General features: G+C 32.6%; 15 protein-coding genes. 6 read left to right on the top strand and 9 right to left on the bottom strand.

Annotated elements, in window-relative coordinates; all coding sequences use genetic code 11:
* Positions 1-25 precede the first annotated feature (25 nt).
* Entirely contained in the window at positions 26-1,777 is a 1,752-nt protein-coding gene (sppA, locus tag QM746_RS15760) for a signal peptide peptidase SppA (protein ID WP_414985080.1), read from the bottom strand.
* A 29-nt stretch (positions 1,778-1,806) separates the two neighbouring features.
* On the opposite strand from sppA, the gene folK reads away from it, so the two are divergent.
* The 5 genes from folK to fmt all read left to right on the top strand — a co-directional run bounded on the left by folK (position 1,807) and on the right by fmt (position 8,218).
* On the top strand, positions 1,807-2,220 hold the full coding sequence (gene folK / locus QM746_RS15755) for a 2-amino-4-hydroxy-6-hydroxymethyldihydropteridine diphosphokinase (protein WP_414985079.1): 414 nt from the start codon (positions 1,807-1,809) through the stop codon (positions 2,218-2,220).
* Positions 2,221-2,243: 23 nt separating this feature from the next.
* Positions 2,244-3,707: an OmpA family protein gene (locus QM746_RS15750; protein ID WP_414985078.1), complete on the top strand. Its 1,464-nt coding sequence runs from the start codon at positions 2,244-2,246 to the stop codon at positions 3,705-3,707.
* 25 nt (positions 3,708-3,732) lie between these two features.
* The gene (locus tag QM746_RS15745; protein ID WP_414985077.1) at positions 3,733-5,220 is read left to right on the top strand and encodes an OmpA family protein; all 1,488 of its coding nucleotides are present in this window, start codon (positions 3,733-3,735) and stop codon (positions 5,218-5,220) included.
* A gap of 85 nt (positions 5,221-5,305) precedes the next feature.
* Positions 5,306-7,207: an ATP-dependent DNA helicase RecQ gene (locus QM746_RS15740; RefSeq protein WP_414985076.1), complete on the top strand. Its 1,902-nt coding sequence runs from the start codon at positions 5,306-5,308 to the stop codon at positions 7,205-7,207.
* 63 nt (positions 7,208-7,270) lie between these two features.
* Positions 7,271-8,218, top strand: coding sequence for a methionyl-tRNA formyltransferase (fmt, locus tag QM746_RS15735; RefSeq protein WP_414985075.1), 948 nt, complete (start codon positions 7,271-7,273; stop codon positions 8,216-8,218).
* Between the two features lie 42 nt (positions 8,219-8,260).
* Here fmt and ribB read toward each other — a convergent pair whose 3' ends face one another.
* The 4 genes from ribB to QM746_RS15715 all read right to left on the bottom strand — a co-directional run bounded on the left by ribB (position 8,261) and on the right by QM746_RS15715 (position 12,522).
* The gene (gene ribB, locus QM746_RS15730) at positions 8,261-9,382 is read right to left on the bottom strand and encodes a 3,4-dihydroxy-2-butanone-4-phosphate synthase (protein WP_414985074.1); all 1,122 of its coding nucleotides are present in this window, start codon (positions 9,380-9,382) and stop codon (positions 8,261-8,263) included.
* Between the two features lie 213 nt (positions 9,383-9,595).
* Complete coding sequence (gene murB, locus QM746_RS15725; RefSeq protein ID WP_414985073.1) at positions 9,596-10,606, bottom strand: UDP-N-acetylmuramate dehydrogenase; 1,011 nt, start codon at positions 10,604-10,606, stop codon at positions 9,596-9,598.
* Positions 10,607-10,728: 122 nt separating this feature from the next.
* Positions 10,729-11,271 (bottom strand): YfiT family bacillithiol transferase, encoded by a 543-nt coding sequence (locus QM746_RS15720; RefSeq protein ID WP_414985072.1) that lies wholly within the window; start codon positions 11,269-11,271, stop codon positions 10,729-10,731.
* A gap of 54 nt (positions 11,272-11,325) precedes the next feature.
* On the bottom strand, positions 11,326-12,522 hold the full coding sequence (locus tag QM746_RS15715) for a pyridoxal phosphate-dependent aminotransferase (protein ID WP_414985071.1): 1,197 nt from the start codon (positions 12,520-12,522) through the stop codon (positions 11,326-11,328).
* A 107-nt stretch (positions 12,523-12,629) separates the two neighbouring features.
* Here QM746_RS15715 and QM746_RS15710 point away from each other — a divergent pair, with 107 nt between their 5' ends.
* The gene (locus QM746_RS15710) at positions 12,630-13,088 is read left to right on the top strand and encodes a DUF1801 domain-containing protein (RefSeq protein WP_414985070.1); all 459 of its coding nucleotides are present in this window, start codon (positions 12,630-12,632) and stop codon (positions 13,086-13,088) included.
* 36 nt (positions 13,089-13,124) lie between these two features.
* On the opposite strand, the gene murA is transcribed toward QM746_RS15710, so the two are convergent.
* The 4 genes from murA to QM746_RS15690 all read right to left on the bottom strand — a co-directional run bounded on the left by murA (position 13,125) and on the right by QM746_RS15690 (position 16,071).
* Positions 13,125-14,438: a UDP-N-acetylglucosamine 1-carboxyvinyltransferase gene (gene murA, locus QM746_RS15705; RefSeq protein ID WP_414985069.1), complete on the bottom strand. Its 1,314-nt coding sequence runs from the start codon at positions 14,436-14,438 to the stop codon at positions 13,125-13,127.
* The gene (locus QM746_RS15700; RefSeq protein WP_374361335.1) at positions 14,438-15,064 is read right to left on the bottom strand and encodes a DUF4290 domain-containing protein; all 627 of its coding nucleotides are present in this window, start codon (positions 15,062-15,064) and stop codon (positions 14,438-14,440) included. Before QM746_RS15700 ends, murA begins: the two co-directional genes overlap by 1 nt.
* Positions 15,065-15,172: 108 nt before the next feature.
* The gene (locus QM746_RS15695; RefSeq protein ID WP_414985068.1) at positions 15,173-15,577 is read right to left on the bottom strand and encodes a thiol-disulfide oxidoreductase DCC family protein; all 405 of its coding nucleotides are present in this window, start codon (positions 15,575-15,577) and stop codon (positions 15,173-15,175) included.
* Positions 15,574-16,071, bottom strand: a complete 498-nt coding sequence (locus QM746_RS15690; protein WP_414985067.1) for a heme-binding domain-containing protein — start codon at positions 16,069-16,071, stop codon at positions 15,574-15,576. Before QM746_RS15690 ends, QM746_RS15695 begins: the two co-directional genes overlap by 4 nt.
* Between the last annotated feature and the right edge of the window lie 24 nt (positions 16,072-16,095).

Genomic DNA, 16,095 nt, shown 5'->3' with positions numbered 1-16,095 from the left:
TTTATTATAAAAGTTGAATGAATTGCTATTTTATGGTGATTTTATAAGGAAGAGACATTTGTACACCATTATTGAATTTAGGATTGCTCACTCTTTCGAATAACGAATAGTTTTCTTTCCCAATCTTTTTAGAAATTACTCTTGCTGCAATTTCGTCTTCATCTGCATTTTTGAAAAATTCTTCAAACTTGCTCACTTTTGCTGGGTAACTTTGGATGTTGTAATCTTTAAGTTTAGCCTTAGATGCTGCAAATGTTATCGCTTGCTGAATGGTTCCTAATTCATCTACTAAGCCAATTTCTTTAGCTCTTGTTCCGCTCCAGACTCTACCTCCGCCAATAGCATCAATTTGTTCAAATGTTTTTTTTCTGTTTTGAGTTACAAAGTATACAAATCTTTTATAAGTGCTTTCTATGCTTTTTGTAAGGATTGGGATGGTTCCTGGTGCTGCGCCTGAAAGAGGTGAATAAATTTGAGAATTTGCATTGGTAGCAACAATATCACTTCTTATCCCGTTTCGGTTTGCTAAGTCTTTAAAATTAGTAATCATCCCGAAAACGCCAATAGAACCTGTAAGTGTGTTTGGCTCAGAATAGATTTTATCTGCTGCCATAGAAATGTAATAACCTCCAGAAGCAGCGTAATCTCCAAAAGAAACAATTAGCGGTTTTTTATTTTTCAATTGTTGAAGCTCGAAAAGAATTTCGTCTGACGCGTTTCCGCTTCCTCCAGGTGAGTTTACTCTTAAAACCACAGCTTTTACATTGTCATCATCTGCTAAATCTTTAATATATTTTACGTATTTTTCAGAATGAATATCGCTGTAATCGTCTCCATTGAAAATTTCTCCAGAAGCGTACAATACGGCTACTTCATTATCGCTATCACTATTGCTTTCAAGTGTGTTGACGTATTTTCCAATAGAAACTTCTTTTAAATCTTTACTAGCTTTTATTTTTAGATTGCTTTTAAGAATATTTTCGTATTCGGATTTTTGAACTAATTTATCAGCCAAATTATTTTTCAAAGCCATTTCTGGGATAAAACCATACAAACTATCAACAGCAGTTTTGTAGCTTGCATCGTCTATTTTTCTTGACGCTTTAATTTTTGTGGAAATATTTCCCCAAATGTCATTTAGTAATGTTGAAAGTTGTTCTTTGTTTTCAGGAGAAATTTCGTTTCTCATAAAAGGTTCTACGGCAGCTTTGAATTTTCCGTGTCTAATAATATCAACGCCAATTCCGTATTTTTCGGCAAAATCTTTGAAAAAGGTTACTTCTGTAGACATTCCTTTCAATTCTACCATTCCAACTGGGTTTAAAAAGAGTTTGTCTGCAACAGACGCAAGATAATATGATTTTTGAGACATATTATTGCCATAAGCATAAACAAATTTTCCACTTTTTTTGAAATCTTCCAATGCTGCTCTTATGTCGTCAATTTGAGTAATTCCTGCTTGAATTTCATCAGTTTCAATACTTATTCCTTTTATGTTGTCATCGGTTTTAGCTTTGTTGATGGCGTCTAAAACGTCTATAAGCAGTGTGTTTTTTTTGCTCCCGAAATCAAAAATACTGGTTTCAGCTTCTGTGTATGAGTCTAAAATTGGGTTTTTAAAATTGAGAACAAGAACAGAATTGTTTTCAATAGAAGGTTTTTGGTCTTCGCTCATTGCACTAGCAAAAATCATTAGCATAAAAAAGCCAAATATTACCATTAATATAATAAGAATGGCAACTATATTTGCAAAAACATTTTTAAAAAAGTCTTTCATAATAAATTAAAAAATTAAATTTTTATAATATGTCGTCATATTATGTGGTTTTGTTACTCGGGAGTAATATTGGAAATACTCTAGAAAATATTGAAAACGCGATTGCAAAAATAGAAAAACGCATCGGAAAAATTGATAAATTTTCTAAAATATTAGAAACTAAACCGGTAGAATTTGTTAGCAATAATATTTTTCGTAATATTGCATTAAGCTTATATACCACAATTTCGCCTTTTTCGTTGTTAAAAGAAATAAAAAACATAGAAAAAGAGATGGGGCGGTTAGAAGATTCTTCTGTAAAAGGAGGATATGAAGATAGGATAATAGATATAGATATTGTAAAGTTTGGAGAGATTAATCTTCAATCTTCAGTTTTAGAAATTCCTCATAGAAAACATTTGTTTGAAAGAGATTTTTCTAGAATCCTATTGCAAGAATTATAAAAACACACATATAAAACACAAGTATGAAATTAGGTTTATTCACTCTAATGTTATCTTTACCGGGCTTATTCTACGCTCAAGATAACAAAGGATCTAGCAGTGCAAATACCTTTACTTCTGGTTCTGCCAAAGTAGAAAAATTTGACAATAATGCTAGAAGATTTAATGACTGGTCAATTTCTTTAGGTGGAGGTACTGCATTTTTGCATCATTCAGATTTAACATCATTTAATAATGATGGAAAACATTTCGGATGGAATGCTTATGTAGAATTAGGAAAACAACTTTCGGATAAGTTTGGCTTCCTCTTACAATACCAGAAAGGAGAGACTAAACAAACTGGTCGATTAGGAGATAATGTATGGGGCGCTTCTCCATTAGTACATGGATTAGCTACTGCTACTACAAAGTATGACCAAATATCTTTATTGGGAGATTTTAATTTTTCTAACCTTTTTAGAAGGATAGATAATAATTCTCCATTTAGGTGGGCATTGCACGGTTATGCAGGAGTAGGGCTTCAAGGGTATTCATATTCAAGAAGAGATGAGCACCCAGAAAAATTTGCAAATAAAGATTTTACTCAGAAATTAGGAATTCAATCTTTCTTTTATCAGGGAGGTTTAGGACTGAAGTACAATCTTTCTAAAAGAATTGATTTAGAAGGTAGAGCAATGTACATTATAACAGGTGATGATGAATTTGATGGTGGAGGAGAAGATGTAAAAGAATGGCCAGGCTATAACCAAATATTGAAGAATTCGTCTGATAATTTAGTAACTGTTAATTTAGGAATTACATTCAAATTAGGAAAACATAGTCAACACCTAGCATGGTACGATTCGAATAATGCGGCACTTGATAAATTAAGTGCATTAGCATCGAGATCTTCAGATTTGGTGGTTTGTGAAAAAGGAGATGCAGATAATGATGGAGTTTGTGATGATTGGGATAGAGAACTTAATACACCAATTGGAGCAAGAGTAGATGGTTCTGGTAAAGCTTTAGATATGGATTTTGACGGAGTAATAGACCTTACAGATAAGTGTGTAACTGTACCTGGTTTGGTAGAAAACTACGGTTGTCCTTATATCGATGAGAGTACTCTTGTTATTGTTGATGAAAATACTAAGAAATTCTTTGAAGGAATTGTATTCGATTTAGACAAAGCTACACTTACTCAGAAATCTATTGAAAAACTTGATATTGCAGCCAAAATACTTTCTAAATCTAACAAAAATGCAAGATACTTAGTAATTGCGGCTACAGATACAAGAGCTTCTGATTCTTATAACTTAGAACTTTCTAATAGAAGAGCACAAGCTGTTATAAAATATTTAGTTTCTAAAGGAGTAGATCCTAATATGTTGATTGGAGAAGGAAGAGGAGAAAAAGATTTGAAATATCCTGAATGTAAACCAGCAACGAAATGTCCTGAGTGGAAAAACGAGGCTAATAGAAGGGTTTATTTCGAATTAATTAAATAATTACAAAATTTAAAAATACAAAATCATGAAAATAAATTTAGCAACTTTAGCCTTATTTGCAGCTATTTTGCCAGGTACTATCTTTGCTCAAAATACTGACAAGTTTTATTCTGGTGATAAAAGCCAACCTTTTACTGAAAAGGTGAAAAAATTTAACGACTGGTCTATTTCTGCGGGAGTTGGAGTTCCTTTAATCCAATCAGCAGATTTAACTTCCATTAAAAATGGAAATGGAAAAAATCTTTTTGGGTATTCAGCTTATATAAGTGTAGATAAAGCGATTACTCACGCATTTGGATTAAACCTTCAATACGAATTAGGACAAACAAAACAAGGATTGGTAAACCTAGATAAAGATGCTGGTCTTGGTGCTAAGACAAAATATCAAGCACTTTCTTTGATAGGTGATATTAATTTCTCTAATTTATTAAGAAGATCAGATAATCATTCTCCTTACAGATGGGCGTTACACGGTTATGCAGGGATTGGTACTTTAGGGTATAAAGCTTACAGACAAGATGAAGATTCTGCAAACCCTAATAATAAATTGGGTAGCAATCTTATTACAGATGTTAAGTTTCTAAAAACATTGTCTCTTTTCGGACAAGCAGGAGCTGGTCTTAAATTCAATGTTAATAGAAGAATTGATATCGAAGGTAGAGTAATGTATGTATTTACAGGTGATGATAACTTCGATGGTGGTAGTGGTAATGTATATCAACTTAATTCTATAAATGCTAAAGAAGAACAATATTCTGATAATTTTATTAATGCAACTTTAGGTATTACACTTAAATTAGGTAAACACGAGTCTCATTTGATGTGGCACGATCCTCTACAAGAAATTTATTACAGACTAGATGTTTTGGAAAGCAAAAATGTTGATGTAGAAGTATGTAAAAAAGGAGATGCTGATAATGATGGCGTTTGTGATGATTGGGATAGACAATTAGATACTCCAGCTGGTGCTAGAGTAGATGGTGCAGGTGTTGCTTTAGATGCAGATTTAGACGGAGTTATCGATTTGAAAGATAAATGTGTTACTGTTCCTGGTCCTGTTGAAAATGATGGTTGTCCTAAAGAAGCTGCTCCAGTAGCAAACACAGCAGATAATTCTAGTGTTACGGCAAATATTCAATCTGCTTTAAAAGATTTACAATTTAATTTTGGTAAAACTACCGTTAGAACAGAGTCTAGCTCTAAATTAGACCTTGCTGCTAATCTTATTAAATCTTCTAATGGAGGGACTTTCCTTTTAGTTGGTCACACTGATAAAAAAGGAAATGATGCATACAATCTTAAGTTGTCTCAACAAAGAGCTGCCGAAGTAGTAAAAGAATTAGAAAAAAGAGGAGTTAGCTCTTATCAATTAAAATCTAAAGGCGTTGGCGAAGCTGATGCTGTAGCTTCAGAAACTGCTTCTGATGCAGAAAGATTACAAGATAGAAAAGTAGAAGTTAAATCTGTAACGGGTGCAGAATGGAACGCACTGCCAAAAAGTGATTTAAAATAAATTTTTCTTAATGATATTTAGAAAGCTGCGCTAGTCGCAGCTTTTTTTATGTGGATTTATGCCTCAGAATTCTTATTTTTACAAAATGCAATCTTCTATTAATATTTCTAATCTCATCACCCAAACGCTAGAAAATTTTTGGGGATACAATTCCTTTAGAGATTCTCAGGAAGAGATTATTAATGCTGTAATTTCGGGTAAAGATACCATCGCACTTTTGCCTACTGGTGGAGGTAAATCTCTTTGTTATCAACTTCCGGCGTTGGTTTTAGAAGGTACTTGTCTTGTAATTTCTCCTTTGTTGGCTTTAATGAAAGACCAAGTTCAACAATTGAAATCAAAAGGAATAGAAGCAGAATACCTCAGTTCAGAATTAGACGAATTGCAAGAGGAAGAAATCTACGGAAGATGTATAGAAGGACTTACAAAACTTTTATACGTTTCCCCAGAAAGACTTCAAAATAAAAATTTTTTAGAAAGAATAGATGAAATTGCAATTTCTTTTATTGCTGTTGATGAAGCGCATTGTATCTCAGAATGGGGGCAAGATTTTAGACCTAGCTATCAGAATATAAAAAATTTTAGAAACCAGTTCAAAAATGTTCCTTGTTTAGCGCTTACCGCTACGGCTACACCAAAAGTAATTGAAGATATTAAAGTTAAATTAGGTTTTAATCAATATTTAATTTTCAAAAAAAGTTTCATTAGAGAAAACATTGAAATTTTTATTGATGAACTTTCAGATAAGTATCAATATATTTTTGAGTTGCTCAAAAATAGTAATTCTTCGGGCATTATCTATTCCAGAACAAGAAGAGACGCAGAAGAATTGTCTAAGTTTTTACAAAATAGAAATCTTAAAAATGTAGATTTTTTCCACGCAGGTTTATCCGTAAGAGAGAAACATCAGAAACAAGAAAAATGGTTGAAAAGCAACAATCAGGTTCTTATTTCTACCAACGCTTTCGGAATGGGAATCGACAAGGAAAATGTAAGGTTTGTTATCCATTTTTCGCCACCTGCTTCTTTGGAAAATTATTATCAAGAAATAGGAAGGGCAGGTAGAGACGGAGAAAAAAGCTATGCTTTCTTACTTTGGAACGAACAAGAGCTGAAAAATCTTGATGATGTTTTTCAAAATCAAACGCCAAATAAAACAGAATTTTTGAAAACAATTTCTTATCTGTATTCTAAATTTATGATTGCAGAAAACGAATTGCCAGAGCAGATTTTTGAAGTTAATATTTCTAAAATTCAAGAATTTACCAAAATTTCTAAAGCAAAAATTATCAATATTTTAAATTTTCTTCACAATCAAGAGTTAATTTATCTCAATACTGTTAAAAGTCTATCTACGCTAGAACTTAAATTTGAAGTCTATGATTTGGAAAATTTGCCTAAAAAAGATAGTTTTTTTGTAGAACTTCTACTGAGAAGTATTGATGGTTTATCTACTCACAAAGCACAATTTAGTGAAGCTAATCTTTGCAAAAAAATTGGCGTTGAAAATAAATTTTTGAAAGAAAGACTTAGAGAAATTCACAATAAAGGTTTTGTAGATTATTTGGATGGAAGTTTAGATATCATTAGGTTTCTAAAGCCTAGAGAAGACAGAACTTTCTCTGGTAAATGGTGGAATCTTTTCGAGCAAATTCAGAAAAATAAGCTCCAAAAGTGGGAGGAAATGAAGTTTTATACTCGAAATAAAGAGTTCTGCAAAATGAAACTTATACTCACTTATTTTGGAGAAAAGAATGCCAAAAATTGTGGAAATTGTTATGTTTGCAAAGAAAAAAATCCTACCCAAAACCAACAAAGTATCGAAAAACAAATCTTAGAAGCGCTAAAGAAAAGAGCTGCCACGTTAGATGAGCTGGCAATTATGTTGCATTATCCTCAAAAAGAAAGATTGCAAGAGCATCTGATATTTTTGTTAGAATTAGGGAAAATTAGAATGTTGGATTTTAGAACCTATATGATTAAATAGTTTTGGTTTGTAAAAAATAAGTACTTAAATTTAAAAAAAAGCTCCGTAGGAGCGATACAATAAATGAAAAAATTGAAAGTGGTTTTCTTCGGGACACCAGATTTTGCGAAAGAAAGTTTAGCTGCAATTCACAATTCCAATCACGAAGTGGTAGGTGTAGTAACAGTTGCCGATAAACCTTCGGGACGTGGACAAAAATTGACCGAATCTCCCGTTAAAAAATATGCGGTAGAAAATAATTTGACAGTTTTTCAACCAGAAAAATTGAGAAATCCTGAGTTTTTAGAGCAAATTAGAAGTTTGAATGCTGATGTTTTTGTGGTGGTAGCTTTCAGAATGATGCCGAAAATCTTATTTGAAATGCCAAAAATTGGTACTTTCAATCTTCATGCTAGTTTGTTGCCAGATTATAGAGGTGCAGCGCCAATTAATTTTGCCATTATTAACGGAGAAGAAAAAACAGGTGCTACAACGTTCTTTATCAATGAAAAAATAGACGAAGGAAATATTCTTTTGCAAGAAGAATTGCCTATTTCGCCAGACGAAAATGCTGGAAATTTGCACGATAGATTGATGGAAATGGGCGCGAAATTGGTGGTGAAAACGTTAGATGGCTTAGCAGAAAATTCTATTGTTGAAAAACCTCAGCCGCAAGTTGCTGAACCCAAAAATGCTTTTAAAATTTTTAAAGAAGATACCAGAATTAATTGGAATTTAGAAACACAGAAAATTCATGATTTTATTAGAGGAATGTCTCCTTATCCTTGCGCTTTCACGACTTTGAAAATTGGTGAAGAAACCAAAGGTTTGAAAATTTATGCAGGTAATTTTGAAATTTCTACTCATAGTCATGAAGCTGGAACGTTAGAGATTTCTAAAAATTTATTTAGAATTTACACCAAAGATGGTTTTTATTCTCCAACAGAAGTTCAGTTGGAAGGCAAAAAAAGAATGAATGTGAAAGACTTTCTCAACGGATTTCACAGTTTTGAAAATATAAAAATAGCGTAGAAATTTTCTACGCTAAATATTTAAAAATCAAAAATTATTTTCTTACAATTGTACCATTTCGGTAATTTCTACACCGTAACCAGAAAGTACAGGTTTTTGAGCCGGATTTTGTGTCAAAACTCTGAATTTAGTAATGCCTAGTTTTTTCAAAATTTGAGTTCCAATTCCATATTCTACAAAATTTGCAGATAGCGTAGGTTTTTCAACTTGTCCGTCTTGGTAATTTAGGAATTGTTGTAATTTTCTCATCGTTAATTCTGCATTAGAAACGTTATTGATGAAAATAAGAGCACCTTTTCCTTCTTTGTTAATTACATCTGTAATGCGTTCTAGCTGAGGTTCTTCGCCTCTAATTAATCTGCTGAAAACATCAAAATAAGAATTAGAAGACTGAACTCTTACCAAAACAGGTTCGTCTATTTCCCAATTTCCTTTGGTAAGCGCAAAGTGAATTTGGTCTGTATGTTTTTCTTGAAAAGCACGGAAATTAAACTCACCAAAAGTTGTTTTTACCATTCTATTTTCAATTTCATTTACCAAATCTCCTTTTTTAAGTTGGTAATTAATCAAATCTTCGATAGAAACAATTTTTATATCCAGTTTTGCAGCCAATTCTACCAATTGAGGTAATCTCGCCATTGTACCATCTTCATTCATAATCTCGCAGATTACACCACCTTCTTTTAAGCCTGCCAATTTTGTTAAATCTATAGCAGCTTCGGTATGTCCAGCTCTTTTTAGTACACCGCCAGTTTTTGCTCTTAAAGGAAAAATGTGACCAGGACGCATAAAATCCGTAGGTTTTGTTTTTTTATCCATCAAAGCAAGAATTGTTTTTGCTCTATCGCCAGCCGAAATTCCTGTAGAAACACCTTCTCCCAACAAATCAATTGAAACGGTAAAAGCCGTTTCTTTTGGGTCTGTACTTCTAGAAACCATAGCTTCTAAACCTAATTCGTCACAACGTTTTTCAGGAAGTGGAGTACAAATTAATCCACGCCCGTGAATCGTCATAAAATTGATAATTTCTGGAGTTGTAAGTTCAGCTGCAGATAAGAAATCTCCTTCATTTTCACGGTTTTCATCATCTACTACAATAATTACTTTACCGTTTTTCAAATCCTCTATTGCTTCGGGAATTGTATTAAGTTTTATTTCAGACATTTTTACTTTAAAATTTTCCGCAAAGATAGGTTTTTTGTGGGAAGTTGGAAGATGGATGTCAGAAGTTTTTGTCAATGAATTCAATAAGAAATAATTGATAATTTAGTATATATTTTACATGTAAACTGCAAAATCAGAACTATGGTTAGTTAAGAATTTTGATAAAACGTTTTCAATTGTCAACTTTTAGTTTTTTACTTCAAACTTTTCACTTCAAACAATATTCACCTCTCTTTCTAGTTCAATTCCAAATTTTTCCTTTACAGAATCAATAATTTTAGTCGAAAAATCATAAATTTCTTTTCCTGTAGCTTTTCCTGTTGCATTAATAATTACCAAAGCTTGTAATTGATGAGAAGCTACATTTCCGATTTGTTTTCCTTTCCAACCAGCATTTTCTATGAGCCAACCAGCAGGAACTTTCACAGAATTTCCGTTGGCATAACCTTGAATTTCTGTAAAATTTTCTTTTAATTTTTCGAATTGTTCTAAAGGAATTGTAGGGTTTTTGAAGAAACTTCCAGCATTTCCAATTTCAGCAGGATTAGGCAATTTGCTTTGTCTGATGGTGATGACGGCCTTCGCCACATCTTGAATTGTAGGATTTTCTATTCCTAAATTTTTCAATTCTGTAGAAATAGCGCCGTATTCTGTTTTGATGTGATGATTTTGTGTGGTTAACTTAAACGTAACTTCCAAAATAATATATTTGCCTTTTGCGTAAGTTTTGAAAATAGAATCTCTGTACCCAAATTTGCATTGCTCTAAAGTTAAAGTTTCAACTTCTAAATTTTCTAAATTCAGTGCTTTACAAGAGATAAAATGGTCTTTTATTTCTGTTCCGTAAGCTCCAATATTTTGAATAGGACAAGTCCCAACATTTCCCGGAATTAAAGAAAGGTTTTCTAAACCACCATAATTTTTAGAAATAGTGAATTGTACAAATTCGTGCCAGTTTTCGCCTGCTTTTGCAGTTACTAAAACGTGGTTTTCGTTTAAAATTTCTTCAGAAATTCCTTTTAAATTAAGTTTAATGACCAATCCTTCAAAATCTTTGGTGAAAAGAACATTGCTTCCTCCACCAAGAACTAAAATAGGCGAATAAGAGAATTGAAGCGTTTCTTTAAGTTCTTCTAAAGAATGTACTTCTGCGAAATATTTTGCTTTGGCTTCTACACCAAATGTATTGTAATTTTTTAAAGAAAAATTTTCCTGAATTTTCATTTTCAAAAGTCATTGCGAGCGCAACGCAGCCAAGCGTAGCAATCTGTTTATTTTACAAATTTACATAAAAATTCCCCTCTTTAAGAAGTTGGGGAAAATTCAAAAATTGTAATTGGATATTTTTACCAGATCATTCTCTTTTTAAGCGAAGTAATATGTGCTAAATGATGTTCGCAATGCCAAGCGTAGATTGCAATATTGGTTTCTAAAGTAAATTCTTTGTTGTGTTCAGGATGGATAAACGTTTTTTGTAAATCTTCTTCGGAAAGAGATTTTAAAATGGCAACCCATCTTTTGTGCGTTCCTTCTAAAATTAGCAAAGAAGCTTCGATTGGGAAGTTTTTAGAGTCTGATAATTCTGCAAATCTGTCTTCAAAATAAGGTTTTATAGTTGGCTTTTCCTCTGTTAAAGCCAATTTGAAACGCAAGATACTATTGATATGACTGTCTGCACAATGATGCACGACTTGTCTCACTGTCCAACCGTTTTCTCTGTAAGGTGTATCTAATTGATTTTCTGAAAGATTATCGACTTCTTTTTTAAATTTTTCGGGGAAACTCTCAATAATAGAAATACAATTTTCTAAAAATTCTGGAGTGAAATTTTCGGGATTTTTGAATCTTCCGATTGGATATTTTAGTTGTTCTAATTCTTGTTCATTCATTGCAAGTTTTTCTCAAAATTAAAATAAAAAAACGAACCAAAGTTCGTTTTAAGATTATTTGTTATTGTATTTCTCCAAAGCCAATTTCAGCAGTTCTACGCTTCGTTTTAAATCTTCAGATTTCAGAACGTAGGCAATTCTAACTTGTTTTTTGCCCAATTCTGGCTGAGAATAAAATCCAGAAGCAGGTGCTACCATTACAGTTTCGCCATTATCTGAAAAACTTTCGAGCATCCATTGTGCAAAATCGTCTGCATCTTCTACAGGAAGTTCGGCTACGCAATAGAAAGCTCCTTTTGGTTTTGGACATTTCACACCCGGAATTTCATTTAATAATTCAACCAAAAGATTTCTACGTTTTGTGTATTCTTCTCGAACAGATTTGATGTATTCCGCATCATCGTTATGAGCTGCTGTTGCTAAAATTTGACCAATTAAAACTGGCGAAAGTCTTGCTTGTGCAAACAACATTGCAGCATTGTGAAGCGATTGAGAACGAGTTACCAAAAAACCAATTCTAACGCCGCACATCGAATATCTTTTTGATTCTGAATCGATGATGATGCAATTTTCTTTCAGTTCTGGGAATTCTAACATCGAGATTTGTTTCTCTCCATCATAAACATATTCTCTGTAAACTTCATCAGAAATAATTACAATATCATGTTTAAGGGCAATTTCTGCTAATTTTTGTAATTCTTCTCTATTATAAAGATATCCGGTAGGATTTCCTGGATTACAGATTAAGATTGCTTTTGTTTTATCAGTAATTTTTTTTTCAAATTCTTCAATTTTTGGTAGGGCAAAACCTGTATCAATAGAAGAAGGAATAGCCACTACTTTTACGCCAATTGCATTGGTGAAACCGTTATAATTTGCATAATAAGGTTCTGGGATAATTACTTCGTCTCCACTATCACAAACTACAGAAAGGGCAAAATTTAGTGCTTCAGAACCTCCGTTGGTAACAATAAAATTATCTGTAGTAAGGTCTGTAAAACCTACAGAATGATAATATTTTTCAAGCTGTTTTCTATAGTCTAAATTCCCTTCAGAAAGAGCATATTCTAAAACTTTTAAATCTATATTTTTAAGTGCGTCTAGTGCAGTTTTAGGTGTTTCAATATCTGGTTGACCAATATTTAAGTGATATACTTTTGTGCCTTTAGCTTTTGCAGCTAACGCATAAGGAACTAATTTTCTAATTGGCGAAGCAGGCATACTTACTGCTCTGTTTGATATTTTAGGCATAGCAAAAATTTTGATTCACAAAAGTAATAATTTTTTTGTTGTCAGCATTTTATAGGACAAATAATATGGTGTTTTAATTTTTCATACATTCGAATAAAATTACGAATATGAAAATAGAAGCTAATACAATACAAGAATATATTTCTCAACTTCCCGAAGATAGAAAGGAAGCAATAGAAAATTTGAGGAAAATTATTTTTGAAAATCTCCCAAAAGGTTTCGAGGAAGAAATGAGTTACGGAATGATTGGTTTTGTAGTGCCGAAAAGCATTTACCCAAAAGGTTATCACTGTTCGCCAGAGTTGCCTTTGCCTTTTTTGAATATTGCTTCACAAAAAAACTCCATAAATATATATCACATGGGAATTTATGCCGACGAAAAATTGTTGAATTGGTTCGTTTCAGAATTTCCGAAATATTCTAAAAAGAAATTGGATATGGGAAAATCTTGTATGAGATTTAAAAAGCCAGAAGATATTCCGTATCAATTAATAGGAGAGTTAGCAAGTAAAATTACTCCCGAGCAGTGGATTGAAATGTATGAAAATGCTTTTGTTAAGAAATAAAAAACGCAACTCAAAAAAAAGTTGCGGTTTAAAATTTTATAACTGAATTCTCTCAATATCAGCACCAAGAGCTTTTAGTCTTCCATCAATATTTTCGTAACCTCTGTCTATTTGTTCAATATTGTGAATAATAGATTTTCCTTCGGCAGAAAGTGCAGCAATTAATAATGCATTACCAGCTCTAATGTCTGGTGAAGTAAGATTAGTTCCTCGTAACGGATATTCGTGGTTAAGCCCAACTACCGTTGCTCTATGCGGATCACACAAAATAATCTGAGCGCCCATATCAATTAATTTATCCACGAAAAATAATCGAGATTCGAACATTTTTTGGTGAACAAGAACTGTTCCTTTTGCCTGAGTTGCCACTACCAAAATAATTGACAGCAAATCTGGTGTAAATCCTGGCCAAGGTGCATCTGAAACCGTGAGAATAGAACCGTCTATAAATTTCTGAATTTTGTAATGTTCTTGTGCAGGAATGTAAATATCGTCACCACTTTGTTCTAGCTGAATTCCTAGTTTTCTGAAAACGTTTGGGATAATCCCAAGTTGATTCCAAGCGACATTTTTAATAGTCATTTCAGATTTCGTCATTGCTGCAAGACCAATCCAAGAACCAATTTCTACCATGTCTGGAAGCATGGTGTGTTCTGTACCATGAAGTTGAGAAACTCCTTCAATAGTTAATAGATTTGAACCAATCCCTTCTATTTTTGCGCCCATTCTGTTGAGCATTCTGCATAATTGTTGTAGATATGGTTCGCAAGCGGCGTTATAAATTCTGGTTTTTCCTTTGGCTAGAACGGCAGCCATAATAATGTTGGCAGTTCCGGTAACAGAAGCTTCTTCTAATAGAATAAATTTTCCTCTTAATTCTTTTGCTTTTAAAGAATAGAAATATTCTTCCTCATCATAATGAAATTCTGCGCCCAATTCTACAAAGCCTTGAAAATGAGTATCTAATCTTCTTCTTCCTATTTTGTCTCCGCCTGGAGTTGGCATATAAGCTTCACCGAAACGCGCTAGCATTGGACCAAGAATCATGATAGAGCCACGCAATCTGGCGCCATCTTTTTTAAATTCTTTAGATTTAATGTAATCGAAATTTACATCGTCTGCTTTGAAGGTGTAATCTCCATGACCGTTTTTGGTGATTTTTACCCCGAAATCTCCTAAAATTTCTATCAAACGATTTACATCGTGTATATCAGGAATGTTTTTAATTCTAATTTCGTCGCCAGTAAGTAAAACTGCACATAAAATTTGTAGCGCTTCGTTTTTTGCGCCTTGCGGTTTTATCTCACCGTGTAGTTGTTTTCCTCCTCTTATTTGGAATGCTTCGCTCATTATCTCTTTCGGGTTTTATTATGATTGTTGAAACGTTTTTTAGGATTGTTTTTTTGATTTTTGTTTTTATTATTGGTGTGATAGATTCTGCTTTTTTCTAGAGAATCAATTCCTGTAAGGTCTAATCTGTTCTGAGAAAGTTCTTTCAAATGACGGAAAATTACCACATCTTGCACGTGTTCTTTATTGTACACATTGTAAGATTTTTTCATGTTGTTGGCAATTACTTCTATCAGAGCTTCTTTCTCTTCACCTTCTTCTAGTTCAATTGCTTTTTCTATAAGTTGAAGAATACTTTTTCCGTAGAATTTATAATCATTATCAAAAGATGGATAATCCATTTTTTTGGGTTTTTGAGCAATTTCTTCTCTTGTAGGAAAAGGAAAAGGAGAATCTACATCCAAATCGTAATTTGCCAAAATATATAAATGATCCCAAAGTTTATGATTGTAATTTTCTTCGTCTCTAAGGTGCGGGTTTCTTTGCCCAATAAATTCTACAATAGCCATTGCCATTTCGTTTCTGGCTTGTCTATCGGTAAGGCTTTTGCAATGTTCTACCAATTGCTGAATATTTCTGCCATATTCTGGCATTAGAAGCTGGGTTCTATCTGTATTATATTCCATAGTTTGCAAAGATAATAATTAGAATTTTAGAAGCGTAAGATAATTCTTTTTTGTTGAAATTTCTTTATTAAAGTTAATTTTTTAAGAGCTAAGTAATTAAAAATGAATTTAATTGATAAATTTTTTCTTTTCTTCTGAAGTTGGCAAGAGGCAAGATTGAGCCATTATTTTTGTTCTGTTTTTAGAAATGGTGTTGTAGCAGAAGTTTCGGAAAAATCTTGGAAATATTTTGAAAGCACTTAATACCGAATATTTCCCTCCAATAATTTTTGCGATTTCCAAAATAGCATCAGATTTAATAAGATAGAAAATATTTGGTTTCCAAAGATAAATTGTGTTAAAATGATTGGTTTCAAGACCTCTTTCTTTCAAAAAAATTTGCCCGAAATTACTTTGTAGAGCTACAAAAAGGAAATTGTCTTTTTTGTCGTTTTTAAGAATCCATTGTACCCAAAAATTACAGAAACCGCAGTCTCCGTCATAAAAGATATAATATTTTTCTTTTGAAATCAAGGTTTTGTCTTTTTAGGTTTTAATTCTTCTTCGGAGATTTTATTGGTAATCATTGCTACATCTTTCATTGTGTTGAAATAGGTAACTAATAATTCTTTTTGCTGAGGAGTAAGTTTGGCATCTTTGTGTATCAAAATATAAGATTCTAAAGGCATTTCTCCTTCTTTTATTTCACTTGCAGTTTTTTTTAGTTTTCGAGCTTGTCTTGCTGGCTCATAAGTTGCAAAGGTAGAAAAATTTAATTCTCTTCTGCCTTCGTCTATATGGTCTTTTAGGAACCAGCCAAAAGGTTGTATGTTAGAATACCAAGGATATATTGTTTCGTTAGAGTGGCAATCGTAACAAGCGCTTTTTATAAGTTTCGTCACGTTTTCTGGAGTTTTCTTAATGGTAAGGAAATCCATGTTTTTATCAACTGGCGGATTGGTTTTATCTATTCTGAAAAATTGTAGAATAATAAAGACTACCAAGATAACTTTTAATAAATTTTTCATTGTAATTGTTTTTGTGAAGTTACA

Origin of the sequence: Cloacibacterium sp. (genome assembly GCF_047601505.1) — a bacterium.
Lineage (GTDB): Bacteria > Bacteroidota > Bacteroidia > Flavobacteriales > Weeksellaceae > Cloacibacterium.
This window is presented reverse-complemented; position numbering and strand designations above follow the sequence as displayed.